Source organism: Nostoc sp. UIC 10607 (assembly GCF_047228265.1).
GTDB classification, from domain to species: Bacteria; Cyanobacteriota; Cyanobacteriia; order Cyanobacteriales; family Nostocaceae; genus Nostoc; species Nostoc foliaceum_A.
Genome location: NZ_JBIQNW010000001.1, coordinates 63,462 through 89,614 on the forward strand (window position 1 = coordinate 63,462; position 26,153 = coordinate 89,614).

Annotated in this window: 19 protein-coding genes and 1 pseudogene; 10 read left to right on the forward strand and 10 right to left on the reverse strand. The window is 42.7% G+C overall.

Annotation, left to right across the window (positions count from 1 at the left end; all coding sequences use genetic code 11):
• Positions 1 to 145: 145 nt before the first annotated feature.
• The 3 genes from ACEYW6_RS00270 (at position 146) to mreD (ending at position 2,704) form a co-directional block, all read left to right on the forward strand.
• A complete protein-coding gene (locus ACEYW6_RS00270) occupies positions 146 to 1,153 on the forward strand; it encodes a rod shape-determining protein (protein WP_190896662.1) in 1,008 nt (335 codons plus the stop codon).
• A 101-nt stretch (positions 1,154 to 1,254) separates the two neighbouring features.
• A complete protein-coding gene (gene mreC / locus ACEYW6_RS00275) occupies positions 1,255 to 2,064 on the forward strand; it encodes a rod shape-determining protein MreC (protein ID WP_412978187.1) in 810 nt (269 codons plus the stop codon).
• Positions 2,065 to 2,089: 25 nt separating this feature from the next.
• Positions 2,090 to 2,704, forward strand: a complete 615-nt coding sequence (gene mreD, locus ACEYW6_RS00280) for a rod shape-determining protein MreD (protein ID WP_412978188.1) — start codon at positions 2,090 to 2,092, stop codon at positions 2,702 to 2,704.
• Positions 2,705 to 3,243: 539 nt separating this feature from the next.
• On the opposite strand, the gene msrB is transcribed toward mreD, so the two are convergent.
• Complete coding sequence (gene msrB / locus ACEYW6_RS00285) at positions 3,244 to 3,738, reverse strand: peptide-methionine (R)-S-oxide reductase MsrB (protein ID WP_190896668.1); 495 nt, start codon at positions 3,736 to 3,738, stop codon at positions 3,244 to 3,246.
• A gap of 292 nt (positions 3,739 to 4,030) precedes the next feature.
• On the reverse strand, positions 4,031 to 4,561 hold the full coding sequence (locus tag ACEYW6_RS00290) for an MgtC/SapB family protein (RefSeq protein WP_190896671.1): 531 nt from the start codon (positions 4,559 to 4,561) through the stop codon (positions 4,031 to 4,033).
• A gap of 332 nt (positions 4,562 to 4,893) precedes the next feature.
• On the opposite strand from ACEYW6_RS00290, the pseudogene ACEYW6_RS00295 reads away from it, so the two are divergent.
• The 4 genes and pseudogenes from ACEYW6_RS00295 to ACEYW6_RS00310 form a co-directional block, all read left to right on the forward strand.
• A pseudogene (locus tag ACEYW6_RS00295) lies at positions 4,894 to 5,627 on the forward strand (LLM class flavin-dependent oxidoreductase); the annotation flags it as partial.
• Positions 5,628 to 5,686: 59 nt separating this feature from the next.
• The gene (locus ACEYW6_RS00300) at positions 5,687 to 7,024 is read left to right on the forward strand and encodes an FAD-binding oxidoreductase (RefSeq protein ID WP_412978189.1); all 1,338 of its coding nucleotides are present in this window, start codon (positions 5,687 to 5,689) and stop codon (positions 7,022 to 7,024) included.
• Positions 7,025 to 7,103: 79 nt separating this feature from the next.
• Entirely contained in the window at positions 7,104 to 8,459 is a 1,356-nt protein-coding gene (locus ACEYW6_RS00305) for a (Fe-S)-binding protein (protein ID WP_412978190.1), read from the forward strand.
• A 174-nt stretch (positions 8,460 to 8,633) separates the two neighbouring features.
• A complete protein-coding gene (locus ACEYW6_RS00310; RefSeq protein WP_412978191.1) occupies positions 8,634 to 9,938 on the forward strand; it encodes a P-loop NTPase fold protein in 1,305 nt (434 codons plus the stop codon).
• Between the two features lie 120 nt (positions 9,939 to 10,058).
• On the opposite strand, the gene ACEYW6_RS00315 is transcribed toward ACEYW6_RS00310, so the two are convergent.
• Entirely contained in the window at positions 10,059 to 10,373 is a 315-nt protein-coding gene (locus ACEYW6_RS00315) for a hypothetical protein (protein WP_412978192.1), read from the reverse strand.
• 102 nt (positions 10,374 to 10,475) lie between these two features.
• On the opposite strand from ACEYW6_RS00315, the gene ACEYW6_RS00320 reads away from it, so the two are divergent.
• Both ACEYW6_RS00320 and ACEYW6_RS00325 read left to right on the forward strand, forming a co-directional pair.
• Positions 10,476 to 15,701, forward strand: a complete 5,226-nt coding sequence (locus ACEYW6_RS00320) for an eIF2A-related protein (protein ID WP_412978193.1) — start codon at positions 10,476 to 10,478, stop codon at positions 15,699 to 15,701.
• 312 nt (positions 15,702 to 16,013) lie between these two features.
• Positions 16,014 to 16,643: an HAD family hydrolase gene (locus tag ACEYW6_RS00325; protein ID WP_412978431.1), complete on the forward strand. Its 630-nt coding sequence runs from the start codon at positions 16,014 to 16,016 to the stop codon at positions 16,641 to 16,643.
• 237 nt (positions 16,644 to 16,880) lie between these two features.
• On the opposite strand, the gene ACEYW6_RS00330 is transcribed toward ACEYW6_RS00325, so the two are convergent.
• The 3 genes from ACEYW6_RS00330 to ACEYW6_RS00340 form a co-directional block, all read right to left on the reverse strand.
• A complete protein-coding gene (locus ACEYW6_RS00330; RefSeq protein WP_412978194.1) occupies positions 16,881 to 17,408 on the reverse strand; it encodes an SH3 domain-containing protein in 528 nt (175 codons plus the stop codon).
• A gap of 106 nt (positions 17,409 to 17,514) precedes the next feature.
• Positions 17,515 to 19,023, reverse strand: a complete 1,509-nt coding sequence (locus ACEYW6_RS00335) for a UbiD family decarboxylase (protein ID WP_412978195.1) — start codon at positions 19,021 to 19,023, stop codon at positions 17,515 to 17,517.
• A 635-nt stretch (positions 19,024 to 19,658) separates the two neighbouring features.
• Complete coding sequence (locus ACEYW6_RS00340; RefSeq protein WP_412978196.1) at positions 19,659 to 20,381, reverse strand: carbonic anhydrase; 723 nt, start codon at positions 20,379 to 20,381, stop codon at positions 19,659 to 19,661.
• Positions 20,382 to 20,712: 331 nt separating this feature from the next.
• On the opposite strand from ACEYW6_RS00340, the gene ACEYW6_RS00345 reads away from it, so the two are divergent.
• Positions 20,713 to 22,035, forward strand: a complete 1,323-nt coding sequence (locus ACEYW6_RS00345) for a hypothetical protein (RefSeq protein WP_412978197.1) — start codon at positions 20,713 to 20,715, stop codon at positions 22,033 to 22,035.
• A 718-nt stretch (positions 22,036 to 22,753) separates the two neighbouring features.
• On the opposite strand, the gene ACEYW6_RS00350 is transcribed toward ACEYW6_RS00345, so the two are convergent.
• The 4 genes from ACEYW6_RS00350 to ACEYW6_RS00365 all read right to left on the reverse strand — a co-directional run bounded on the left by ACEYW6_RS00350 (position 22,754) and on the right by ACEYW6_RS00365 (position 26,106).
• Positions 22,754 to 23,482 carry an ABC transporter ATP-binding protein gene (locus tag ACEYW6_RS00350; protein ID WP_196509484.1) on the reverse strand — a complete coding sequence of 243 codons (729 nt, stop codon included), beginning with the start codon at positions 23,480 to 23,482 and terminating at the stop codon, positions 22,754 to 22,756.
• A 70-nt stretch (positions 23,483 to 23,552) separates the two neighbouring features.
• Positions 23,553 to 23,777, reverse strand: coding sequence for an indolepyruvate ferredoxin oxidoreductase subunit alpha (locus ACEYW6_RS00355; RefSeq protein ID WP_012407913.1), 225 nt, complete (start codon positions 23,775 to 23,777; stop codon positions 23,553 to 23,555).
• A 164-nt stretch (positions 23,778 to 23,941) separates the two neighbouring features.
• Complete coding sequence (locus ACEYW6_RS00360) at positions 23,942 to 25,153, reverse strand: ATP phosphoribosyltransferase regulatory subunit (protein WP_412978198.1); 1,212 nt, start codon at positions 25,151 to 25,153, stop codon at positions 23,942 to 23,944.
• The gene (locus ACEYW6_RS00365) at positions 25,153 to 26,106 is read right to left on the reverse strand and encodes a J domain-containing protein (RefSeq protein ID WP_412978199.1); all 954 of its coding nucleotides are present in this window, start codon (positions 26,104 to 26,106) and stop codon (positions 25,153 to 25,155) included. Before ACEYW6_RS00365 ends, ACEYW6_RS00360 begins: the two co-directional genes overlap by 1 nt.
• Positions 26,107 to 26,153: the final 47 nt, after the last annotated feature.

Consider the following 26,153-nt stretch of genomic DNA (forward strand, 5'->3'; position numbering starts at 1 on the left):
AATCATATAAAAATATAGTCTAGTTTACTCAACTCAGGATACAAACTTAATCGAATCAACTCTTACCGTTGTAGTCAAGAAGTATCGCACATAGGGGGCTTAGAGACGCGTGGGTATTTTTAGGAACTTTCGCACATCATGGGATATGGGTATCGACCTCGGTACTGCTAACACCCTGGTTTATGTATCTGGTAAAGGTATTGTACTGCAAGAGCCTTCTGTAGTTGCTATTGATGTCAACGAAAAGGTAGCACTAGCAGTAGGAGAAGAAGCCAAAAAAATGCTCGGTCGCACACCTGGAAACGTGATTGCCCTCCGCCCCTTGCGCGATGGTGTAATCGCTGATTTCGATATAGCCGAGCTGATGCTGAAAAGCTTTATTCAGCGTGTAAATGAAGGTAAATCCTTAATTTTACCCCGGATTGTTATTGGTATTCCCAGTGGTGTCACAGGAGTAGAAAGGCGAGCTGTAATGGATGCAGCTCACCAAGCAGGAGCAAGAAAAGTTTACTTAATTGATGAACCTGTAGCTGCGGCCATCGGTGCAGGACTACCTGTTGCCGAAGCAACTGGCAACATGATCATCGATATTGGTGGTGGCACAACAGAAGTTGCAGTGCTGAGTCTTCAGGGTACGGTAATCAGCGAATCAGTACGCATTGCTGGAGATGAACTAACTGAATCGATCATTCAGTATATTAAAAAAGTTCATAACTTAGTCATTGGTGAACGAACTGCCGAGGATATCAAGATTCGGATGGGTTCTGCTTATCCTACCAATGATGATAATGATGCCATGATGGAAGTCCGAGGCTTACACCTGCTTTCTGGTCTACCGCGAACTGTAACCATCAAAGGGCCGGAAATCCGTGAAAGCATGTTGGAACCACTATCAGTAATTATAGAAGCTGTGAAGCGGACACTGGAACGTACACCTCCAGAATTGGCAGCAGACATCATTGACAGAGGTATTATGTTAGCTGGTGGTGGTGCTTTGCTCAAAGGCATAGATACCTTAATTAGCCATGAAACAGGGATTGTCACCCACATTGCCGCTGATCCTCTCTGCTGTGTTGTGCTGGGAACAGGTCGTGTGTTAGAAAACTTTAAACAGTTGGAACGAGTTGTCACGGAAAGCTCTCGTAATATGTAACAAAAAAAATATCAGACTTGAGTTCTATTTGAGTTCTATTTGGGTTTTATATAAATAGAATCCAAGTAGAACTTAATTTATATAAGTATGCAAAGGTATATATGGTAACAATACGGCGTTGGTGGGATCGGAAAGGGTTGCAAATCGGGTTGTTAGCTCTAGTCGTTGGTAGTGCTTGGATATTGCGACAGACTCAAGGTGAACTAGTGCTTGAAACATACCATGCAATTACCCGTCCTTTAGAGATGTTGCAGTCAGGGCCAACACCAGAAGAACGTCTCAGAGATGCCCGAATATTGGAATTGCAAACCCGTATAGTAGATTTGGAAAGTCAAAAGACAAAGCTACAAGATTTATTAGGCTATGTGGAAAAAGAACCACTGGCATCACGGCCAATTCCAGCACGGGTGGTAGGACGTAGTGCTGACCAGTGGTGGCAACAAGTTACTCTGAATCGCGGTGCAAATGCAGGTATTCAGGAAGGCTTTATAGTCAAGGCAGATGGCGGATTGGTGGGTCTGGTGGAAAGTGTAACTCCCAATACTAGCCGCGTGTTGTTAATCAGTGACCTCAAGAGTCAAGTGGGTGTATCAGTTAGCCGCACAGCAGCTAAAGGTGTTTTGCGAGGAGATTCTTCTGCGGAAGCTGTGCTGGAGTTTTATGAAAAAGTCCCAAATGTCAAAGTAGGAGATTTAGTTTCCACATCTACTTATAGTCAGAAATTTCCATCTGGCTTGGCAGTAGGACGAATCAAGTCACTGGATTTAAAGAAACTTCCCGCATCAGTGGCGAAAATTGAGCTTTTTCCGCCAATCCGGTCTCTCGATTGGGTAGCTGTTTATCCAAAGCTAGACAACCAAGAGTTGGAAACTCAAAAGTCGGCAAATCAAGTGCCGCAAAAGTCTAAGTAAATTCTTTGAGAAAATCCATAGAAAAATGAAGATTCCTGCATTTGGTAGTAGCAGGCAGAAAAAGCCAAAATCGTCAGAGCGAAAATCGAAATTCCAAATCCAGCCGCTTTCTCGTTGGCATCCCGGTGTCCGTCAATTGTTGGGTTGGATAGTAACGGCTAGTTCTGTACTGTTATGTTTACTATTATTGCCAACCCGTTTGCCAGGTATGGAATTATTGGGAATTGGCCCTAACTGGCTGTTAATTTGGGTGGTAGTTTGGAGTGTGAAGCGCACGGTGTTTGCCGGAGCATTGGCAGGTATAGTTCTGGGGCTACTTCAAGATTCAATGACATCACCTAATCCTACTCATGCTCTCAGTTTAGGTATAGTGGGAATTTTAACTGGTCTGCTCCAAAAGCAGCGTTTTATCGAAGAAGATTTTATTTCGATTGCTGTAATTGTTTTTGGTATGGCAGTTTTGGCAGAAACTATCTTTGGGTTGCAATTAACTTTGATAGGCGATCGCAAGGTCACAGATATTTGGACATATTACCAGCGTGTCGCCCTAGCTTCTGCCATTCTTAGTAGTCTGTGGGCACCTGTAGTCTATTATCCCCTAAATCGTTGGTGGCAGCGGATGAAATTGTTGGAGCAATAAAAAAAGGGAGTTAGGAGTTAAGAAGGGGGTAAGTTACAGGTGACAGTAAAGAAAATTATCCTCTTTACCCTGTAATCTAAATTTTTATGGAATTTGGGCAGGCTCCAGCAATATAGATTCAAGCTACATTGAATCAAACAACACCGTATCATGGTAGTTGGTAGCATCTATGTTTGATGCTTTCTTTTTTTGCCTTAAAAAATATCAGGTAAGTCATCTTTTGATTTCCTGATGGCAGAATATGGAAGCTTTCACTGATTAACCTAGTTGGAGAACGCTGATGTCAAAGGAAAGAAAAAGTAATAAAGAAGCTAAAAAACCTAAAAAAGATCCCAAAGACAAAAAGGAGAAAAAAGACCCAAACAAATAGGACGATTTAGGTAAATAGCTCTAGCGAAGACCAAGAGTTGCATTTCTTTAAATTGACAATACTTTGTCCAGTAGCATTGAATAGGAGAAATTATTGTCAAAAATTTATTCACCCTTGGTCAAGCCTCAAAATTTGATAATTTAGGTTAGTACGTACGATTGCAACTAAATTAGGCAGGAGTAAACTTTAACGAAACCCCATTCATGCAATAGCGCTTGCCAGTAGGTGCAGGGCCGTCATCAAAAACGTGACCCAGATGACCACCACAACGACTACAATGCACTTCAGTTCTGGTCATAAATAACGACCGATCTACAGTCATAGCGATCGCACCTTCAATCGGGTTAAAAAAGCTAGGCCAGCCAGTACCACTGTTAAATTTGGTATCAGATGTAAACAGTGGCTGTTCACACGCAGCGCAATAATAAGTACCATTGTTGTATTCCTTATCCAATGGGCTGGTGTGAGGGCGTTCAGTTCCGTGTTTACGCAATACACGAAACTGTTCTGGCGTTAAAATCGTGCGCCATTCTTCCTCAGGTTTAGTAATTTCAAATCCACTCTTAGAAGTTGTCATCGCTTCTGGCCCCCATTTGATATACCTTGATAACAATGCTGTGCCGACTATTACTGCACTAGCCTGTAAAAAATACCGTTTGTCCATATATCTATTATTTTCTATTTTCTGGTTTACTGGCCAATCAACTCCAGTACGGGATTCCCTACATCAATAACTATAATCAGCGATGTCTGACGACAAGCCGCTTTGCGTCTACGCTCTGCATTAGCCCTGATAAACTCATTAAAATTAGCTAATAAACAACAAAATATTATCCAATGTTCAGATCAACTTGACCTAATGTTGGACGGTACATCTAGATATTCTGCATAGATTACAGAATGATCAGGTTCTGATCAGAAGTGTTGGCTAACTCATGGATCTAGTGTAGTGATGCTTAATCATCATCTTCATCAGTGGTTGTCAGATTCTGAGTAGTCCCCTGTTTACCCCGATTCGTCAAAAATACAAATGCGCGATTGAGACGCTTTACACCACTTAAGGTAATCAGGGTCAGTAGCCCTCCCAATAATCCCATTTGCCATAGACCACAACCGATCGCAGCCCCCAACCCGGCCGCTGTCCAGACACAGGCAGCTGTAGTTAAATTTTTTACTTTTGGCGCAGCAGATTTTCTAGGAGACTCTTGTAAAATCAATCCGGCTCCGAGAAATCCTATCCCGGTAGCTACACCTTGAATTGTACGACTCAGTGCATTGGTGGCATCATAAACACTCTCTCCCTCAGCCTGTAAAGGAATCATCACGAATAGTGCTGCTCCCATACTTACAAGCATGAATGTTCTCATCCCTGCTGGTCTACCCCCTTGCTGACGGTTAAATCCAATCAAGCAACCAACCAGGAGTGCCAAAGATAATCTCAATGCTATATGTGGCCAATCGTTGGCAGTAATAAACATCGGCCCCATTGCCTTATTTCTCCTAAAGACGAACGGAATTTTGCACTTATTGCCAGTGGGCTGGATAGTTACCCACCTTCGTAGCCAAAAACCTAAACCTAAGTACAGCAAATCAATAGGTTTGACGTATTATTAAGATTAATTTAACAGAAGGTTATGGATAAGTAAACTAATATACACAAAGCTGCCATTGCTGTATTCCTCCTAGAGATAGAAGGAAGCAGCACTTCGGCTCCCTTCCCTACGGGACAGCGTCCCGTAGGGAAGATGAACAGGCGAGCGATGCCTACGGCGGGCTACGCCTACGCTAGTGGTCAACAAGCCAATCTCCAAGGTACTATCTCAACATTCAGGATGGTAAGCTGCTGTTTCCACCCGTTCAGAAGACATATCCGCCCTTGTGGTTTGGCAGTTCCTCTCCCATCGCTCAAAAAATTGCTGTAGATGTCTATCTAACTTGGGGGAACAACCGGTGCAAATAGGCGAGAAGATTGCATCAGTTTGGAGACTTGCAGAAACAGAAGGCCGGACTTTGCGATTTGGCATTCGCCTACATGTGATTGTGCGCGAAACCTAGAGTGAAGCTTGGGATGCGGCGAATCAATTGATTAAGTATGTAGATGACGAAGCGATCGCTAAAGCCCAAAAAGCTTATGCTCGGATGGATTCAGTTGGACAATGCCGGATGACTCAATTAAACCACGGTAATCGTGAGGCATTAGAGATAAGCCAGAACCTGTGGGCGGGAGTCGGTTTGGTACGGGGTGGTGCGGGAAGGGAACAGCCTTAGTAGGTGATCCTCAAACTAGGTGATCCTCAAACCGTAGCGGACAGGATATTGGAATATGCAGATTTAGGCATTGAGTCCTTTATCCTCTCTGTCTATCCCCACCTAGAAGAAGCTTATCGAGTCGTAGAACTTCTATTTCCCCATTTGCCCTTAGAGAATCTGCCGACAGTGGAGAAACAACATGTCTTGAGTCCATTTGGCGAGATTGTGGCAGCTGATTACAAGCTGGCGTTGGCGCAGCCCGCCGTAGGTATCGCTCCCCATATTAAAGCCACCGTGTATTAATCGCTTTTTTGGTCAGGTTAGCCAGTAAATTAGATGTAGGGCGTAAAAAAATAAACTTAATGAAAGCGATGTCTAACGACAAGCCGCAAGGCGTCTGCGCTTCTGATCTTGCATCTATCGTCGGCGAAGAAAATGCTATTTGCCTTTGGGAAAATATCGAACTTGGTCAGCAAAAACGTATCCAACAGGCTATAGCTTCTGGAAATTCACCCAGTTGTATTGTCTATCCTCGCAACCAAGAACAGCTAGCCGCAGTCATCGCCACCGCTCATACAAACAACTGGCGCATCCTCCCCTGTGGTAGTGGCAGTAAAATCGGCTGGGGCGGTTTAGCTGAGAGCATTGATGTTGTAGTTAGTACAAAACGCATTAACCAACTGATTGAACACGCTGTTGGTGATTTGACTGTCACGGTAGAAGCTGGGATGAAATTCTCTGATCTGCAAGCACTTTTGGCAAAGTCGCGGCAATTTCTCGCCCTTGATCCCACAGCGACAGATTCGGCAACCATTGGCGGTATTGTCGCCACAGGTGATACAGGTTCTCTGCGGCAACGTTATGGTAGTGTGCGCGACCAGTTACTAGGTATTACCTTTGTGCGTGCTGATGGACAAATCGCCAAAGCTGGCGGAAGAGTAGTCAAAAATGTCGCTGGATATGACTTGATGAAGTTGTTTACTGGGTCTTACGGCACATTAGGCTTTATTAGTCAACTAACTTTTAGGGTTTATCCGCTACCAGAGGCATCGGGGACGGTGGTACTAACTGGTAAAGCTGAGGCTGTATCTCAAGCGGCTGATATTCTTCGAGGTTCGGCGTTAACACCAGTCCAAGCTGATTTGCTATCAACTAAATTGGTGTCTAGTTTAGGTTTGGGTCAAGGAATGGGGTTAATTGCCCGTTTTCAAAGTATTAGTGAGAGTGTTAAGGAACAGTCAAACCGAGTTTTGGAAGTAGGGCAAAAGTTAGGTTTAAATGGGGCATTTTTTGCAGATGATGATGAAGCCAATCTATGGCAGAGATTGCAAGAACGAATACATACTACTGCTACAGAATCTGTAATTACCTGCAAAATAGGAGTGTTACCTACTGCTGCTATGGAGATTTTGACTCAGGTGGAGTTGGGTTTAATTCATATTGGTAGTGGTTTAGGCTTGTTACAATTAGAGGATAAAAATCAAGTATTGAAAATACGCGATGAGTTATGTTCCGCTGGAGGCAATCGCACTCAAGCTAATAGAGGTTTTTTAACAATTCTGGAAGCACCAGTGGCGGTTAAAGAACAAATAGATGTTTGGGGCTACACGGGGAATGCTTTGCCATTGATGCGCCGTATTAAGGAACAGTTTGATAGTAAGAGAATTTTAAGTCCTGGTAGGTTTGTGGGTGGTATTTAGTTTTAACGTAGGTTCGCAGAGGCTTGCCGCAGGCTACCGCAGAGACACTGAGGACGCTGAGATAGAGAGGGGAAAAATTATGCAAGTTTCAGAAAATTCTGTTAATAATACGGCTAGTTTAAAGAATTTGAAGGGGTTTGATGAGAATCATCCGCCTGACCCAAAGTTGATTGATAGTTGTGTACATTGTGGATTTTGTCTTTCGACTTGTCCCAGTTATCGGGTGCTAGGTAAGGAGATGGATTCACCTAGAGGACGCATCTATTTAATGGATGCAATTAATGAGGGTGAAATTGCTCTAAATACTGCAACTGTAGAACATTTTGATTCTTGTTTGGGCTGTCTTGCTTGTGTAAGTACTTGTCCGTCTGGTGTGCAGTATGATAAGTTGATTTCTGCAACTCGTCACCAAGTTGAACGAAATTATCCCCGCAGTTTGCCAGATCAATTTTTTCGTCAACTGATATTTTCTCTGTTTCCCTATCCCAACCTTTTACGGATTTTACTAGTTCCGTTATTGGTTTATCAAAAGTTGGGGTTTGCTAAATTTTTTCGCGCTACGGGTTTACTCAATAAAATATCGCCCCGTTTGGCAGCAATGGAATCTATTCTGCCAGAAATTACACTCAAATCCTTTCAAGATAATTTGCCTACTGTGATTCGCGCCCAAGGTGAGAAGCGCTACCGAGTTGGGGTAATTTTGGGATGCGTGCAACGGCTATTTTTCTCCCCTGTGAATGAAGCAACAGTGAGGGTTCTAACAGCGAATGGTTGTGAAGTTGTGATTCCAAAATCTCAAGGTTGTTGTGCAGCGCTTCCCGAACACCAAGGACAAACAGAACAGGCGAAAGCTTTAGCAAGGCAGATGATTGATAGTTTTGCTAACACTAATGTAGATTTTGTGATTATCAATGCTGCTGGTTGTGGTCATACTTTGAAGGAATACGGTCATATTTTAGAAGATGACCCAGAATATCGGGAAAAAGCGAATAATTTTGCGACTAAGGTTAAAGATGCTCAAGAGTTTTTGGCAACTGTTGGGTTAACAGCAAAACTTTCGCCACTGACTGATAAACCCTTGAATTTAGTTTATCAAGATGCTTGTCATTTATTGCATGGACAAAAGATTAGCGTGCAACCGCGTCAGGTGTTGCGACAAATTCCAGGAGTGAAGTTGAGAGAACCAATAGACGCGGCTTTATGTTGTGGCAGCGCTGGGGTTTATAATATGCTGCAACCGGAAGTTTCTGAGGAATTGGGTCGGCAAAAAGTGCAGAATTTGTTGAATACTGGTGCTGAGTTAATTGCTTCTGCTAATCCGGGGTGTACTTTGCAAATTACGAAGCATTTGCAGTTGCAAGGTAAGAAGATTTCAGTTATTCACCCGATGGAGTTGTTGGATTATTCGATTCGCGGTGAAAAGTTGAAATTGTAGACATTTCTTTGCTGTGGGATGGACATCTTGTCCGCCCCAAAAAAAGTTAGGTATTTTTTACTTGGAAGTTCTTAATCAGTCAATTTGAACAAGTTTTTTCCGAAATAGCCGCTTTCTCGTCTGTATAATCACTGAAATGGGCAAGAGCGTCAGGCTGATTTCGGGTGATTTGTGATGAAACTAGATTTAGTTAGATTTTTTCAGGCTTGCAACCCCAGTAAGACTCTGGTTGTGAGTAAACCGGAAGATAGACAATATTATATTGATTTCTCTAAAGTGCGTGGTGCCAAGATTATTGAAGAATTAGGACGAACTATCACCCGCCTTTCACCTGAAGAACCTACTTGTCAATTATTTACCGGACATATCGGCTGTGGCAAATCCACTGAGTTACTGCGGCTAAAGGCAGAGTTAGAGCAGCAAGGATTTCATGTGGTTTATTTCGAGTCTAGCCAAAGCCTCGATATGGCTGATATTGATGTTACAGATATTTTATTAGCAGTAGCTCGTGAAGTGAGTCAAAGCCTGGAAGCAATTAAAATTAACCTCAAACCAGGATACTTTAAAAATCTATTTACTGAAATTTCAGAGTTTTTGCAAACGCCGCTAGATATTGGGGTTGAGGCTGAATTATCTGTAGGTATTGCCAAGATTACTGCCAAAACTAAAGATAGCCCCAAACTTCGCGGTCAGTTACGACAATATTTAGAACCGCGCACCAATGGCATTTTAGAATCAATTAACAAAGAATTGCTCAGGCCTGCGATCGAAAAACTCAAGCAGCAGGGTAAAAAAGGACTGGTGGTAATTATAGATAATCTCGATAGAGTGGATAATTCTCAGAAACCTTCCGGTCATTACCAGCCAGAATATCTCTTTGTGGAACGGGGTGAACAGTTAAACCAATTAAATTGTCATGTTGTTTATACCATTCCGTTAGTGTTGATTTTTTCCAACGCTTTAGGAAGGTTAACAAATCGCTTTGGCGTAGACCCCAAGGTTTTGCCGATGGTTCCTGTGCAATTACAAGATGGTTCGCAATTCTCACAAGGAATCATGCTGCTGCAACAGATGGTTATGGCGAGGGCTTTTCCTGGTGTCAGTTGGGAACAAAGTCAGAATTTAATTACCGAGGTTTTTGATAGTCCTGATACTTTAGAGCGACTTTGCCAAGTTAGCGGTGGTCATTTGCGTAACTTGTTGATGCTGTTATTTCGCTGTCTTCAGCAAGAAGACCCACCTTTGTCGCAAGAGTGCGTAAATAGGGTCATTAAACAACGCCGCAATGAGCTAACTTTGGCAATTACACCCGATGAATGGGAATTATTGCGTGAGGTGACGCAAGAGAAAAGCTTGAGAGGTCATGAAAGATATGAACTTTTGCTCCGCAGTATGTTTGTATTTGAATACCGGAATGAGGATGGTTCTTGGTTTGATATCAATCCGATTTTGGCTGAAGCTAAGGAATTTAGGTTATGAATCGGGTATTTTGTGAAATGCTATAAGGGACTTCCAACTAAAAAAATATTCCATTGCTACTGTTGACCGTTGACGGTTCACAGTCAACAGTCAACAGTCAACAGTCAACAGTCAACGACCTCAAACGGAATAATTTATTTTTTGGAGTTCCCTAACGTTAAGCATCTCAGTCTTCACGGGAGCGGTCTCTGTCTTCATGGGAGTGGTCTCAGTCTTCACAGGAGCGGTCTCAGTCTTCACGGGAGTGGTCTCTGTCTTCACGGGAGCGGTCTCTGTCTTCACGGGAGCGGTCTCTGTCTTCACGGGAGCGGTCTCTGTCTTCATGGGAGCGGTCTCTGTCTTCATGGGAGCGGTCTCTGTCTTCATGGGAGCGGTCTGAGTCTTCACGGGGGCGGTCTTAGTCTTCACGGGAGCGGTCTCAGCTGTAATTTTCACAACTACAGCTTACAACTAGCAAAAATCATCCTTCTGCCCACTGCCCCGTACTTGGATGATGTAATTATACAAACAGCTAATATAAGGTAAATTATCTATGTTATGAGTAATCAGCAAGAGCCAGAAAATTTAGCCTTTGACAATGAGCGTTCATTGCAAACTCTGGTGCGAACAATTACCCTTTCTCAGGGAACATTTTCGCTGATTTTACTGCGCTGTAATTATGTTGCTTTACGTCAGCGTATGGTAGAACGGCTGCATCAATTATCTCCTGTACATATTCACGAAATTACTTTACCTGCATCAGTCAAAACGCTTTACACAAATATTCGTGGACAACTGGGGGATGAACAGCCACTTACATTGATGATTTTTGGTTTGGAGTCGGTTAAAGATATTGATACAGTTCTGACTTCAGCTAACCAAGTACGAGAGGAGTTTAGAAAGAACTTCCCGTTTCCGATATTGTTGTGGGTTAATGATTCAGTTCTGCAAAAATTTATTCGATTAGCAACTGATTTAGAAAATTGGGCAACTATCACTGAATTTGAAAACCCTACCGATGAGTTAGTCAACTTCCTTCAGCAAAAAACTGATGAAATCTTTGGAGGTGATATAACGCCTAATCCCCAAATGTGCCGGGAACTAAAAACTGCCCGTCAAGATTTGCAAAATCGAGGAGAAGTATTAGAAGCAGCACTTCAAGCAAGTTTAGAATTTGTGCTTGGTTTAAATAATTATCTACATGACGAGATAGATTCTGCTTTAGAACATTATCAAAAAAGCTTGGGGTTTTGGCAACAAAGTAATTATTTAGAACGAAAAGGTATATTACTCGTTAATATTGCTTCAGCTTATAACCGCCAATCGGAAAAAAATCAGACAGAAAATCAACGCTATTGGCAAGAGTCTAGAATTTGCTTTCAGCAAGCTATTGAAATTTTTGAACAAGCACAACGTTCAGATTTAGTTGCAAAACATATTACTAAACTGGGTGAAGTGCTACAACGTTTACAAGCATGGACAGAGTTGCAAAGCCTTGTGGACAAATCTCTGCCGCTACATCAAAATTATGGCACGTCGTTGCAGTTGGCTAAAGATTATGGTTTTTTAGCAGAAGTAGCTTTAAAACAGTCACGCTGGAATGAAGCTCATCAACTCGCAGGGCAAGCATTACAAATATTAGCTGAGATACCTAATTTACAATCAAATGAATTTAGTTGGCATCGGTTTATTTTAGCTAAATCTCAGCAGGGTTTAGGTCAAGTTGAAGCAGCAATTAATAGTTTAAAAGCTGCTAAAGCTGAAAGTAATCATCAATATAACCCCAAATTATATATATCCATATTAGAAAGTTTACGCTCACTTTATTTTGAACAAGGTGAATATCTTAAAGCTTTTAATATTAAGCAAGAACAATTACAAATTGAACAACAGTATGGTTTCCGCGCTTTTGTTGGTGCATCTTATCTAAATCCTCAGCGACAGGCAATTAATTCTGCACAGTTGCAGGTAGAAAATCCTGAAACAATTGCTCAAGAAATTGCCGCTTCTGGTCGGGGACAAGATGTTAAGCGGTTGCGAGAAAGAATTGGCGGGACTGAGCATAAATTGACTGTAATTCATGGTCAGTCAGGAGTGGGTAAAAGTTCAATTTTGCAAGGTGGATTAATACCAGCGTTGCAACAACAAGCAATTGGTGAGCGAGATTCTTTACCTATTTTGTTGCGAGTTTATACAGATTGGGTAGGAATGTTGGGGCAGAGTTTGGCTAAAGCTTTTGAGGAAGTCAGAGGTAATCAATTATTTGCTAATCTTGATTCATCAGCAGCTATTTTGGAACAATTACGGAAAAATACTGACCGGAATTTGTTGACGGTTTTAATGTTTGACCAGTTTGAAGAGTTTTTCTTTGTTTATCCAGATCAAGGTCAACGACGAGCATTTTATGATTTTTTGCGAGTTTGTCTAGATATTCCTTTTGTCAAGGTAATTTTGTCTTTGCGGGAAGATTATTTACATTATTTATTAGAATTAGACCGTCTGTTTAATTTGACTGCAATTAATAATAATATTCTCGATAAAAATATTCGTTATTACTTGGGTAACTTTTCGCCAGCGGATGCTAAGGCTGTGGTGCAGAGTTTAACAGAACGTTCTCAATTTTATCTTGAGCCTGCACTCATTGATCAATTAGTGCAAGATTTAGCAGGGGAGTTGGGGGAGGTACGCCCGATTGAGTTACAAATTGTGGGGACGCAATTACAAACTGAGAAAATTACAACTTTAGATAAGTATCGTCAGTTTGGCACTAAAGAAAAACTGGTTGAGCGATTTTTGGAAGAAGTCATCCAAGATTGTGGTGCGGAGAATGAACAGGTTGCTCGACTGGTTTTATATTTACTCACAGATGAAAATGGTACTCGTCCCTTGAAGACTCGTGCTGAGTTAGTCGCAGATTTGGCAGTAGAAGCCGATAAATTAGATTTGGTATTAGAGATTTTTGTGGCATCAAGGTTAGTATTGCTGTTACCAGAATCGCCTGCTGACCGTTATCAACTGGTGCATGATTATCTTGTATCGTTTATTCGCCAACAACAGGGCAATGAAATATTAGCAGAACTAGCAAGAGAGCGAGAACAGCGCTTGCAAGCAGAAGATAAACTAAAGCGTGAACAAGATGCGAGGCAAATATTAGTTGATGCTCAACAAGAAGCCAAGCGACAAATTCGCCAAGGAAGGATGCAGTTGAGGGCGAGTTCTGGTTTGGCGGTATGTTTATTATTATTTGCAGGTATATCATCTTTATATGCATTGAATCAAATTCAATTTGCTAAGGATGCTGATGATAAAAAGCAAGAGGCAGAAAATAAAGTTAAAACGGCTGAAGCTAAATACAAGTTAGTAACTCAAAGTTTGCAAGCTACGCAAAAACAACAGGTAGAAATACATAAGAAAGCGCAAGAATCAGAATCTAAAAAGAAAGATGCAGAGCAAAGACTTCAAGCAGCAAAAGCAGAAACTATAAAGGCAAAGGAAAACCTGCGTACTGCTAAATCAGATTTAGATAAAATAAATAAACAAGCAGGTGGACTACAAAAGCTACAACAGAGAAACGCCAAGGCACAGGAGCGAATAAAAATAGCTACCGAACAATTAGAAACTGCTGAGGTAAAATTACAACAAGCAACAACAAAACAACAGCAAGCAGAATCTCAAGCTCAAAAAGCCCAAACCACTCTTGACCAAGCGCAAGCAAAACTTGCACAAGCACAGAAAGCAACAGAAGCAGCACAAAAAGAAGCACAAAAGGGAACAGAATTAGAACGGGCTGGAGTTAATGCTTTAAGACAGTTTGAATATGCCGAGTTAGAATCGCTATTGGTAGCAATGCAGAGTGGTAAAGAGTTAAAAACTTTGGTAAAAGATGGTCGCCCTTTAGAAAAATATCCAGCTATTAGCCCGATTTATGCTTTGGATACTATTCTCAATAAAATTAAAGAACGTAATCAGTTCCAAGGGCATCAAGACATTGTCAGGGGTGTGAGTTTCAGCCCGGACGGCAAAACCATCGCCACGGCATCACAAGACGGGACAGCGCGGTTGTGGACGCTCAATGGACAACTGCTGCAAGAATTAAAAGGGCATCAAGACATTGTCAGGGGTGTGAGTTTCAGCCCAGACGGCAAAACCATTGCCACGGCATCATCTGACAACACAGCGCGGTTGTGGACGCTCAACGGGAAACTGCGCCAAGAATTCAAAGGGCATAAACGCAGTGTCTTAAGTGTGAGTTTCAGTCCCGACGGTCAAACCATTACCACGGCATCAGATGACAGCACAGCGCGATTGTGGACGCTCAACGGGAAACTGCTCCAAGAATTCAAAGGGCATCAAGGCAGTGTCTTAAGTGTGAGTTTTAGCCCTGAGGGTCAAACTATCGCCACAGCATCAGATGACAACACAGCGCGGTTGTGGAACCTGCAAGGGCAACTGCTGCAAGAATTCAAAGGGCATCAAGGCAGTGTCTTAAATGTGAGTTTCAGCCCGGACGGCAAAACCATCGCTACGGCATCATATGACAACACAGCGCGGTTGTGGAACCTGCAAGGGCAACTGCTGCAAGAATTCAAAGGGCATCAAGGCTGGGTCTGCGGTGTGAGTTTTAGCCCAGACGGCAAAACCATCGCCACGGCCTCATCTGACAACACAGCGCGGTTGTGGAACCTGCAAGGGCAACTGCTGCAAGAATTCAAAGGGCATCGAGACATTGTCTGGGGTGTAAGTTTCAGCCCGGACGGCAAAACTATTGCCACGGCATCACAAGACAAGACAGCGCGGTTGTGGACGTTCAACGGGCAACTGCTGGAAGAATTAAAAGGGCATCAAGGCATTGTCTGGGGTGTGAGTTTCAGCCCGGACGGCAAAACCATCGCCACGGCATCATCTGACAGCACAGCGCGGTTGTGGAACCTGCAAGGGCAACTGCTGGAAGAATTCAAAGGGCATCAAGGCATTGTCTGGGGTGTGAGTTTCAACCCAGACGGCAAAACCATCGCCACGGCCTCATCTGACAACAAAGCGCGGTTGTGGACGATCAACGGGCAACTGTTCCAAGAATTAAAAGGTCATCAAGGCATTGTCTGGGGTGTGAGTTTTAGTCCGGACGGCAAAACTATCGCCACGGCATCAGTTGACAACACAGCGCGGTTGTGGATGTTCAACGGGCAACTGCTGCAAGAATTCAAAGGGCATCAAGGCACAGTCTATAGTGTGAGTTTCAGCCCGGACGGCAAAACCATCGCCACGGCATCACAAGACGGGACAGCACGGTTGTGGAACCTGCAAGGGCAACTGCTGCAAGAATTCAAAGGGCATCAACAAGGCAGTGTCTTAAGTGTGAGTTTCAGCCCGGACGGCAAAACCATCGCTACGGCATCATCTGACAAGACAGCGCGGTTGTGGAACCTGCAAGGGCAACTGCTGCAAGAATTCAAAGGGCATCAAGGCTGGGTCTGGGGTGTGAGTTTCAGCCCGGATGGCAAAACCATCGCTACGGCATCACAAGACGGGACAGCGCGGTTGTGGATGCTCAATGGGCAACTGCTACAAGAATTCAAAGGGCATCAAGGCAGTGTCTTAAGTGTGAGTTTCAGCCCGAATGGCAAAACCATCGCCACGGCATCACAAGACGGGACAGCGCGGTTGTGGCCTGTAGATAATTTAGATCGGTTGTTGGTACGGGGTTGCAATTGGCTGCATGATTATTTGCAGAGTAACCCGAATTTGGGTGAGAGTGACAAGCGTCTCTGCGATGATATTAAGTGAAAGCCAATCTCAATACGGTTGGGTTAAGGCTTACTGGCAACGATTTTGGGTTTTCGAGACGCGATAAATCGCCGTCTCTACAATAATCAGTCTTTCCTCTTGAGGGCGATTTATCTCGTCCTTGTGATCTATAATTTTCATCAAAAAACCTTAACCAAACCGTATTGGAACCAATCTCTTCTCTAACCCCCTTCTCTTCTGTTAGGACGATGAAGTAAATTATTTCTCATGCCATCATCAGCAATAAAACAAAACGTCAGTTGAGGTTTTTCATGGCATTAGAAGGGGTGATTTTAAATTATTGATGGAACACTGGTTACAAGTAATGATGTTCATGCAAATTCCTGGGTAGAGGCATTTGCAGCTTATGGCTTGGAAGTGCCATTTGAAAAAGTCAGCCCACTCATAGGCATGGGTGGAGATCAACTGATTCCCAAAGTAGTGCCAGAATTAAATAGTGAAAAAGGAACTGGCAAAGCGATCGCTAAACTACGCAAAGAACTATTATTTGACAAATATATACCGAAAATCACTGCTGCCAATGGGAGCAGAAACTTAATATTAAAGATGCAAAAATCGGGATTGCATCTGGTTGTCGCTAGTTCAGCCAGTTCTGAAGAACTTGAGATCATGCTCAAAATTGCCCAAGTAGATGATTTGCTATCGGAAGTAACTACATCCGATGATGCCGAAGCATCTAAACCTGCTCCTGACATTGTAGAAGCTGCCTTGAACAAAGGGCAAATGACTCCTGAAAAAGTCGTGATGCTAGGAGATTCGCCTTATGATATTGAGTCTGCCGGCAAAGCAGGGGTAGCTGTAATTGCTTTGCGCTGCGGTGGTTTTAGCGATGAACAACTGTCGGGAGCGATCGCAATTTACAATGATCCAGAAGATTTGCTAGAGCATTATGACTCTTCTATTCTGGGCGCAAATGCTTAGGGTACTAAAAAGGTAAGCGATGTCTGGTGACAAGCCGAGTCAGTCTCTATGCACTTTAGAGAATTATCTTATGCGATCGCTACTATTAGTCTCCCATGTACTTTTGGTCATAATTCAGTATCTTCTAAATATGGGTTCATTCCTGGAAATGGATAAGCCATAACAAATATCCCAAAACCAAAATTTTAGAAGTAATTCTCATAGCCCCCTCCTGGCTTACCTGTTGGGGGTGGAGTTCTAAGAACAACTAGTAAGGGCTGCACCACATTGGTCTTCCCTTGCCAACCAACCCTTAACACCTTGATATTCCACCTGTGCCCAATCTCCCTGACAGCCTAACAATATGACAGCCGTATTAGCAGGAATTCTTCCCACTTTTTGGCTTTGTTCACTGGTACTAGCATATAAATCCACGCCATTAGTACCGTAACCCTGCGTTGTTAAGCCTAACTTTGGCACGAATACCCATCCAGTTCCTTCAAAACCATCACTAGCATTAGTAATCTGCACCCAATTTCCAGCAGCAGCAACAACCTGAACTGTTTCGTTGATGGGTATTTGCCCCAAAATTGTGCTTTTGGTACTAGCATTACTCCGCACATTTAAACCTTGCGGATCTGTATCAATGACGTAGGCAAGAATATCGCAATTTTCTGGGTTAGTTGATTTGGCTAAAGCTATTTGGTCAACTATACCAGTATTGAAAATCGCACTAATACAACTGAATGCTAATCCTATGACTAACTTTGATGGAGGACTTTTCACTTTTTTTGTTATGATTTCTTCAATTTTATGGCATCAGATGTAGGGGCGTACAGCTAGCTGTACGCCCCTACCTATGTATCTTTATCAAGTATTTCGTGAAATGGTATTATCTCATATCATAGCCAAACAAATTTGGGTCTACTTCTCCTAACTGCAACTCTGCTAAACCATACTCCGCCCATCGTCTTTCTACCATCGCCGCCACATCTGGGTCAGACTCCAAAGGCGAACCCCATTCATGGTCTGTTTCCGGCGGAATTTTTGTAGTCGCATCAATTCCCATGCGTCCACCTAAGCCAATTTTCTCACTGGCAAAATCCAACGTATCAAAAGGTGTATTCGGCAGAATAAAGACATCTCGCACTGGGTCTACTTTGGAACTAATCGCCCAGACCACTTGACGCGGATCGCGAATATTTATGTCTTTATCCACAACAATTACAAATTTGGTGTATGTAAATTGTGGTAAAGCACTCCAAAACGCTAAAGCCGCCCGTCGCGCTTGTCCTGGATATGCTTTATCAATGGAAATAATCGCCGCTTTGTAACTTAAAGCTTCCATTGGTAGAAAGAAATCGACAATTTCTGATACTTGTTGTCGCAGTATGGGCGTATAAATACGATTTAGTGCGATCGCCATCATCGCTTCTTCTTTAGGTGGACGACCGCTAAATGTTGTTAAGTAAATCGGATTTTTCCGGTGCGTCATACACTCGAAGCGTACCAACGGCGAATCTTCCACACCGCCGTAATAACCCATATGGTCGCCAAAAGGCCCATCTGGTAAAACTTCTCCTGGTGTAATCGTTCCTTCCAAGACAAATTCTGAATCTGCGGGAACTTCCAAATCTACAGTTTTACACTTTGCCAACTGCACACCAGAACCGCCGTACAGTCCAGCAAACAGCCATTCTGATAAATCTACAGGTATAGGTGTGGCAGCTGCCATGATAATTAGAGGATCTACACCAAGTGCGATCGCAACTTCTAATTTTTTCCCACATTCGGCCGCTTTTCGTAAATGTCTCGCACCACCTCGTACCGATAACCAGTGAACCGTCATCGTATTCTTAGATTGCAGTTGCAAACGATACACACCTACATTTGGTGTACCCGTCTCACAATCTTTGGTAATTACCAGTCCCAGCGTGATAATCTTGCCAGCATCACCACTATAAGGACGTATCAAGGGCAACTTATTTAAATCTAAATCATTGCCTTGCAGCACAACTTGCTGACAAGCAGGGAAAAAATCCCGTCCTGGTTTCGCCTTCACCACATCAAACAGCACTTTCCCAAAATCTATCGCCTGGGAAATCTTCTTCGGCGGTTTTGGCTGTTGCAGCATACTCAATTTTTTCCCCAGAGTTTCCAACTCCTCTGGATGCTGCATATTCATCGCCCAGCAAATCCTTTCCACAGTGCCCATCAAATTCACCGCTACCGGGAAGGAAGCGCCTTTGACGTTTTCAAACAACAACCCTGGACCACCTTTTTGCAGCATCCGGTTGGAAATCTCAGCAATTTCTAAATTTGGGTCAACTAAAGCTGAAATTCGCCGTAATTGTCCCTTGTCTTCCAAAATTTTAATGAATCCCCGCAAGTCTCTCGCCATTGTTCTAATAAAGCTGATTATTTAAGAAGTGTGAAGCGCTTTCTTATATTATGGGGCATTGGGTATTGGCCAAACAGGGCACTGGGCATTGCAAAGAGACAAGGAAGACAAAGAAAAAACTTGTTCAATAATTCTCTCTTGTCCCTGCTGCCCTACTTATCCCTTATCTCTCCATTCGGAAAATTGTTAGTTTTAATTGGAAATTAACCTGTTTAGTAACTTTTCTTAACTGTGTTTTCCAAAGCATTTAGTTATTGTATCTAGGGATACGCAATTATTTTTTATAAATAAGCGCTAACCTAATCAAACATGGCCAAAATATACTATACCTTCCTGGCAGGAGGCCTTGTTATATGGCCCCTGCTGGGTTTATTTGTTAGAAGCTTGGACTGTGCCTTGCTTTCAAGTTTTTCGAAATTTTTGTAAGTTTGCGTTAGCGTAGACCAAGCCAGACATCGCCACCCCTAACAATGTATATTTAACAGATATTTTGTTAAATAGTAGAAGGAAGATTTTTTGAATTTTAGCAATGAATTTGATTAATTTTCAAGATTATCAATAAAAAATATTTTATAACTAATATTTTTTGCAACATCATTAAAACAATAATCCTACGCCTAAAAGGTGTGAGATTTTTAAGTAATAATGTTGACTTTACCAGTATCAATATCGTAACAAGCACCAACAATTTTTAGTTTACCTTCACGGAGCAATTTAGCTAAAATTGTTGAGCTTTCCTGCAATTTTTCAGCTTGATATTGAATATTGGCAATAACTGCATTCTGCATATTATCACCCGTTCTTAATTTTACCTTTTCTACAGATGGTTTGATGCCCTCAATAATCAAACCAATTCTGCCAGGAAGTGGTTCATTTTTGATTGCTTCTGCGACTGCACCGCATCTTCTATGACCCAAAACCATAATCAACTGCGAACCCAACACTGCTGTAGAATATTCGAGGCTACCTATAACCGTGTCACTGACGACATTACCAGCAACTCGCACTACAAATAAATCTCCAAGTCCTTGATCGAAGACGATTTCCGCAGGTACTCTAGAATCTGCACAGCCCAATATGGCGGCAAAAGGATACTGAGCTTTAGCAACTAATCGTAGACGTTCTAATGATTGATCGGGATATTTGCGTTTTTGATGAATAAATCTTTGATTACCATCCAGCAAGCATCTGACGGCTTCATTTGGACTGATTGGATTAGGGTTAACTGGGTGAATATCAGCAACAGCAGTTTGCTCTGGATTCCAAAAGCTATCACCAAAAGCAGTAGCCGCAATACCTACCACACTGGCAAATTTGAAGAAATCACGTCGCCCTACAAATCCATTAATTCGACTCATCAATTTACCTAACAACAAAGCTGTTCTTAGGAAGATACCAGATTTAAGCAAGATACAAGAGTATTTTATTACACGGTTTAAGAGTCATTTAATCTTCACATTTCATCGTAATTTATAATTTATATCTGTAAATATTCTCTATTCTGTGTATCAAGTAAATTCGATATCATTTGTAAAATTTAAAGCCAGGGTTAGCCATAACCAGGACGGTTTTTTCAATACATAATCTTCTGATTACGAAAGAGTATAATTCGTGTCAAAAGCTAAAAAAATCTATTGTTTGTATTTACTGTGTTTTTTGGGAATACTTAACTCAGTACTGGCTATAGACATGACTTTTTTAAACAAAATGAACTGGAATTTGTTACGTAAAAATACCCCAAATAGCTCTGGCATAGATCCGTCTGTTCCAAGCCTTCAATATGTGGTGCAGAAGAAATCTGCAACACCATCAACCCCCAAAAACCTGGCTGAATTAGAGCATGAAATCGAGTTACAAAGGCAAGTTCTCAAAACATCCCCTAAGCAACTACATAGCAAAGCCAAGTGGGGTATAGGTAGTAGACTTATTTGGATAGTAATACTTATAGGCATTCCCGTTGGTGTAATTTGGGTTGCGAACCAGCCTTATCCGGTGATTCGCCGTCCGGTAATGCTCCATGCACCTTTTTTGTTGCTACCCAGCTACATCAGCATGGATAATCACTATCGGCAGGCGTTGGTATCAGTCGAGCAAGCTGAACAGTTGATTGAAAAAGCTACTAGTCCCGCTGATTTGGCTTTGGGAGAACAGAAGCTACAAGAAACACAACAACATCTAGATCAATTACCAACTTCCTTTGTTAACGATTGGTCACAATACAGATATTGGTGGTATGACTCGCGCTTTAGCATCTACGGTTTTAATGCATTTCGGAGTAAAGTTGGGCAGCTAGAAGCTCAGGTTTTTCAGGAAAAGAATGCTCAGTCTTTGCTTACCGATAATATGCAGACCTTCTTAAATGCAAAACAGCAATATGAACGAGCTACAACAGTAACTGATAAACAGACTGCAACAGCAGCTTGGCAAACGGCGCTTAATCAATTCGAGCAGATTCCTGGTCAAACCCTGGCAGGAAAAACTGTACAAAATCAACTAGATAATTATAAGCGTGAGTTTCAGGAAGTTGTTGGATTGGCTGCTGGGAACGATCGCATCAGTGCCTTAATCACCGCAGCGCGGCAATTTTCCTGGCAAGCTGCCAAAGCTGGTCAAAATCCGCCGCACACCGTAACTGAATGGCGACAGATAGAAAATTTGTGGATAGAGGCAATTGAGCGGCTCAAAGATATTCCTTCAAAAGACTTGGCTGGTTATACCGAAGCACAGAAGTTATTAGCAATTTATGAGGCTAATTTAGGTCAAATTAAGGTAAGACGGCAAGCTGAGGCAGATGCTGTGGAGGCTTTGCAGACGGCGCAACGAAAAATCGAAAGTTTGTTGGCTTCAATTCCTGCTGATCCTCATGATATGAAAAGCAATCGGGTGTTGAGCCAATTGCAAAGTATTATTAATCAATTAGAAAAAGTGCAAAATGGCACAACAGCCTATCTGAAAGCTCAAGAATTACTACTTTCGGCAAATAATAAACTAAGCCAGCTACAGACTAAGTAAATGGTGGCGATCGCTTTGGCTAACTATGTGTTTTCTGTTTGATTTCTAGCCAGTTGTAGTGAAGCGGTGACGCTCGCTCTGCTTGTTGACTGCATCTACCCTTTTAGGGTAGTCCACAGAGCGGGCATCAACAACTGGCCATTGGGTGGGATTTTTGAGACGGGAGTCGATCCCTTGTAGAATTTTCTCAATGTCCCAGTAACCCTGCTGATATCTCAATTAAAACTGGAACAGAAAAATTTTGGATGCCAAATTGCCAAAAGCACTCAATCAATTTTGATTGGGACAAACATAGGCGTTTTTATACCATGCAAAAACGCTCCAGGTTTCCTCTGGAGCGACTTTGCAGGAGTTGTTGTTACTTAGCAGTGCATCAAAAAGTGATGCACTGCTTTATATATAGGAAGTTTAGTATGTATTCCTATTCATTCAGGGTTCTGGCAAATCCGGTTAATTTGCGTTTTAGTTACTTTTTCCTGAATGAATGTCCTGTTTTACCTTTCTACTCACTGTAGATGTGATTAGAAACGCAAGGATTATTGGGGAGAATTCTTTGAGCATCGAAAACGACGGTCGCGGCAGTGGCAGGTAGTATTATGGCTTTTGTATTAGTTATAGATAGCGTAGGCGCAGCCCACCGTAGGCATCGCTATCGCCTAGTGAAGCCCCCATATTAAGCTGGTGTTATGTTGAATGGGGCAAGAGTGATTAAAAAGGGTTAATGTCTTTTACCTGCTCCAAGATATAGCTCACCCACTTTCGGGTCATTCAACAATTCTTCACCAGGGCCAGAGATCGCATCGCGTCCCGACTCCAGAACATAGCCGCGATTAGCCATTTCTAAAGCCTTACGGGCATTTTGTTCCACTAATACGATCGCAGTACCCGCCTGATTAATTTGTTTAATCTGCTCAAACACTTGTGTCACTAAGATCGGGGATAAAGCAGCAGATGGTTCATCCAAAATCAGCAAACTAGGTTCCAACATCAAAGCTTTACCCATCGCTAACATCTGGCGTTCTCCTCCAGAGAGAGTACCAGCGCGTTGACGACGGCGATCGCTTAGTCTTGGGAACATGGTAAATATTTTATCTTTAATTGGTTTCAACGGAACGTTAAGCACAAAAGCACCCATCTCCAAGTTCTCTTCAACACTGAGAGAGGGGAAAACATTGGCGATTTGCGGTACGTAGCACATTCCTCGTTGGACAATTTCATTGGACTTTAGCCCCACGATATTTTCACCTTTGAAGGTAATTGTGCCTGTGTGGGGGATCAAAAGCCCAAAAATTGCTTTTGCTAAAGTAGATTTACCAGCACCGTTGGGGCCAATCACAGTTACCAATTCCCCTGGTGCAACCCGGAAATTCACACCTTGCAGGATATCTACATCTTTGATATATCCAGCGTGGACATTTTGGACATCTAGTAAATAGTCATTTGTCATGTGTCATTTGTCATTTGTCATTGGTCAACAGTCAAGTCAAAAATAACTATTGACTGTTGACTATGGACTATTACGGAGTTTTTTGCAACTCCGGTCGTTCTTCTGCAAGAATTGCCCCTTCTACTGGGCAAACTTGGAGACATATACCACAGTCGATGCAAGTGGCAAAGTCAATCCAGTACCAATCGGTTCCCTTGGCATTTTTGCCTGGGCCATCATGAATACAAGCTACGGGACAGGCATCTACGCAGTCAGCGACGCCTTCACAGACTTCAGTAACAATTGTGTGCGGCATGTTCTCGATTCCCTTTCTTCTGTATCGGCTATTTCTAGCCTAGCAGGGGGAGTGGGGAGTGAAGAATGTGGGACAAGGGGGAATTATTGAACAAGTTTATTCCTTGTCTCCCCCCTCTCCCTTGTCTTCCTTGTCTCTTTCCAATGCCCCATGCCCAATACCCATTAACGCAATGGTTCAATTTTTGGGGAGCCATCAGCTTTGATCCAAGCAATTTGGGCAATGCCGCGATCGCGTGCATATTGGCGAATAGCGTCTGCATCCCTTCCCCCCAAATCAATTTCTACCCTTACCAAATGAGTGGAATCTCTGAGTTTTTGCGCATAGGCAAAGGCGGCGGCGTTAGCATTAGCTGTCTCTGGTACTACCAACCAATTACTAGCTGGGGTTACTTGCGGTAATTGCTGGGTACACAGCAAAACTTGGTATAAATCTTCGATATTGAGTCCAAAACCAATTCCGGGGATGTTTTCTCCTTGGGGATGATATAACCCCAAAAGCTGGTCATAGCGACCACCCCGCCCTAAAACTCTGGCTTGAGATTCGGTATCGTTGACAACTTCAAAGACGATGCCAGTGTAGTAATCTATGGTCTGGATGAGGCTGAGGTCTAGGATTAACGGAAAATTTTTCTCTGATTCCAGTAATTCTACTAGGGATTTGAGGTTATTTACTGCCTCTCGCTGTTCTTCATCTAGATCCAAACTACTGACTTTTTGTAACACGTCTGCACCAGGGCCGCGCAAATCCATGATGATTCGGGCGCGATCGCGTAGTTTGTCACTCAGGGGTAAAGTATCTATAGTAATGCGGTCAAGATGAGCGATCGCACTACGAACTTGATCCTGTAAATTAACAGGAAAGGCACTCAGGAGCGATCGGGTAATTCCCGCTTCACCTAAAATTAAATGCCATCCCCGCAACCCCAGTGCTGCCAAACAATCAGCTACTAACAGCAATACTTCCGCATTCGCCAGCAATCCGCCAGCACCTAACAACTCCACCCCAGCTTGATAAAACTCTTGCTGGCGATTGTGTCTACTTTCCCAAGTGCGGCGAAACACATTAGCGTTGTAGTACAACCGTTGCGGATAAGTTGCATTTGCCATTCGCGTGACAACAGTACGAGCAATAGATGCTGTTAATTCTGGACGTAGCCCTAATTCATCATCTTCGCCATTTTGTAGTTGAATCACCATCTGGCGCTGGATTGCTTCCCCCGCCATCAGAGTATCCATGCGTTCTAAAGTCGAGGTGATAATCCTGTGATATCCCCAACGATCAAACACCTGCTGTAACCGATCTTCAATCCAGCGTTTTTTCTCCACATCCAAGGGCAATAAATCCCTGGCTCCTGCTGCTGGTTGATACACCATTATTTTTTCTTCCCACCAAACAAACCACCGAACAAACCACCACTACCAGATTTATCTGGTTGCTTATCTCCATTATTGGCGGATGAAGTCACCTTATGATCACTAGGTTGTTGTCCTAGAGCTTTATCTATTTTTGGTTTCCATTGCAGAGCCGTTTCGTCATTGGGGTCTAATTTGAGAGCATTATCGAAGTGGATTTTTGCCATTTTTAGCTGATTTTGCTTCAAATACACCATTGCAATTAAGCTATGGCAGTGACTATTTTTAGGTTCTAGCTTCAGGGCATCCTGCAACTCTACTTTGGCTTGGGCAAATTGGTTTTTATCAATCAAAGATTGAGCACGACGAACATACTGTTCTACAACCGAGTCTTCTTTTGGTGGCGCTGGTGGTGGTGGTGTACTTTTTGGTATATTTTGCTGAGGTGTGCTTGAGTTAACTTTGGGTTGAGCAGATGGCAGCGGTGTAGATGATTTGCCCGCACTCCGCATTAAATATACTAAATTCAATTCACTAACTTGGGCAATGACTTGCAGCGCTTGCTCTAAAGGATCATATTGAGTTTCGCCAATTTTAGCGATCGCACTTTTATAGAAATGATCAAGATTAGGTGCCTCAACTAACTGTCTAGCCAAGTCGGTGCTGAGAGTCACCGAAGTAGATTCTTGTACCAAGCGCTTGCCAATTTGCGACAAAATTAAAATATATTCCGTGCGAGTGCGATCGCCACATAGTTTTTCGTAAGCTGGGTTAACCAGCTTTGATAACAATTCGTTCCCTAGCTGTTTTTGTTCAGCACTTTCAGTAAAACTACTATCCGGGTGTAGACGGCGGGCGATTTTGAGATAACGTTTGCGAATTTCTTTGACATCCGCATCCACTGGAACGCACAAAATTGCGTGATGATCTATGAAATCATATTTAAATAGTCCACGATCTATTTTGAAAGACATATAGAGGATTTGCACCAAAGGAGCAGTTAGATTTTTTTTAGTTTACC

Bases quoted from the DNA above. Each gene is read 5' to 3' on its own strand.
- ACEYW6_RS00365 (WP_412978199.1), bottom strand. From the start codon at position 26,106: ATGTCTTTCAAAATAGATCGTGGACTATTTAAATATGATTTCATAGAT.
- ACEYW6_RS00350 (WP_196509484.1), bottom strand. From the start codon at position 23,482: ATGACAAATGACTATTTACTAGATGTCCAAAATGTCCACGCTGGATAT.
- ACEYW6_RS00270 (WP_190896662.1), top strand. From the start codon at position 146: ATGGGTATCGACCTCGGTACTGCTAACACCCTGGTTTATGTATCTGGT.
- ACEYW6_RS00345 (WP_412978197.1), top strand. From the start codon at position 20,713: ATGACTTTTTTAAACAAAATGAACTGGAATTTGTTACGTAAAAATACC.
- ACEYW6_RS00290 (WP_190896671.1), bottom strand. From the start codon at position 4,561: ATGGGGCCGATGTTTATTACTGCCAACGATTGGCCACATATAGCATTG.
- ACEYW6_RS00300 (WP_412978189.1), top strand. From the start codon at position 5,687: ATGAAAGCGATGTCTAACGACAAGCCGCAAGGCGTCTGCGCTTCTGAT.
- msrB (WP_190896668.1), bottom strand. From the start codon at position 3,738: ATGGACAAACGGTATTTTTTACAGGCTAGTGCAGTAATAGTCGGCACA.
- ACEYW6_RS00360 (WP_412978198.1), bottom strand. From the start codon at position 25,153: ATGGTGTATCAACCAGCAGCAGGAGCCAGGGATTTATTGCCCTTGGAT.
- ACEYW6_RS00340 (WP_412978196.1), bottom strand. From the start codon at position 20,381: ATGAGTCGAATTAATGGATTTGTAGGGCGACGTGATTTCTTCAAATTT.
- ACEYW6_RS00335 (WP_412978195.1), bottom strand. From the start codon at position 19,023: ATGGCGAGAGACTTGCGGGGATTCATTAAAATTTTGGAAGACAAGGGA.
- ACEYW6_RS00320 (WP_412978193.1), top strand. From the start codon at position 10,476: ATGAGTAATCAGCAAGAGCCAGAAAATTTAGCCTTTGACAATGAGCGT.
- ACEYW6_RS00310 (WP_412978191.1), top strand. From the start codon at position 8,634: ATGAAACTAGATTTAGTTAGATTTTTTCAGGCTTGCAACCCCAGTAAG.
- mreC (WP_412978187.1), top strand. From the start codon at position 1,255: ATGGTAACAATACGGCGTTGGTGGGATCGGAAAGGGTTGCAAATCGGG.
- ACEYW6_RS00355 (WP_012407913.1), bottom strand. From the start codon at position 23,777: ATGCCGCACACAATTGTTACTGAAGTCTGTGAAGGCGTCGCTGACTGC.
- ACEYW6_RS00305 (WP_412978190.1), top strand. From the start codon at position 7,104: ATGCAAGTTTCAGAAAATTCTGTTAATAATACGGCTAGTTTAAAGAAT.
- mreD (WP_412978188.1), top strand. From the start codon at position 2,090: ATGAAGATTCCTGCATTTGGTAGTAGCAGGCAGAAAAAGCCAAAATCG.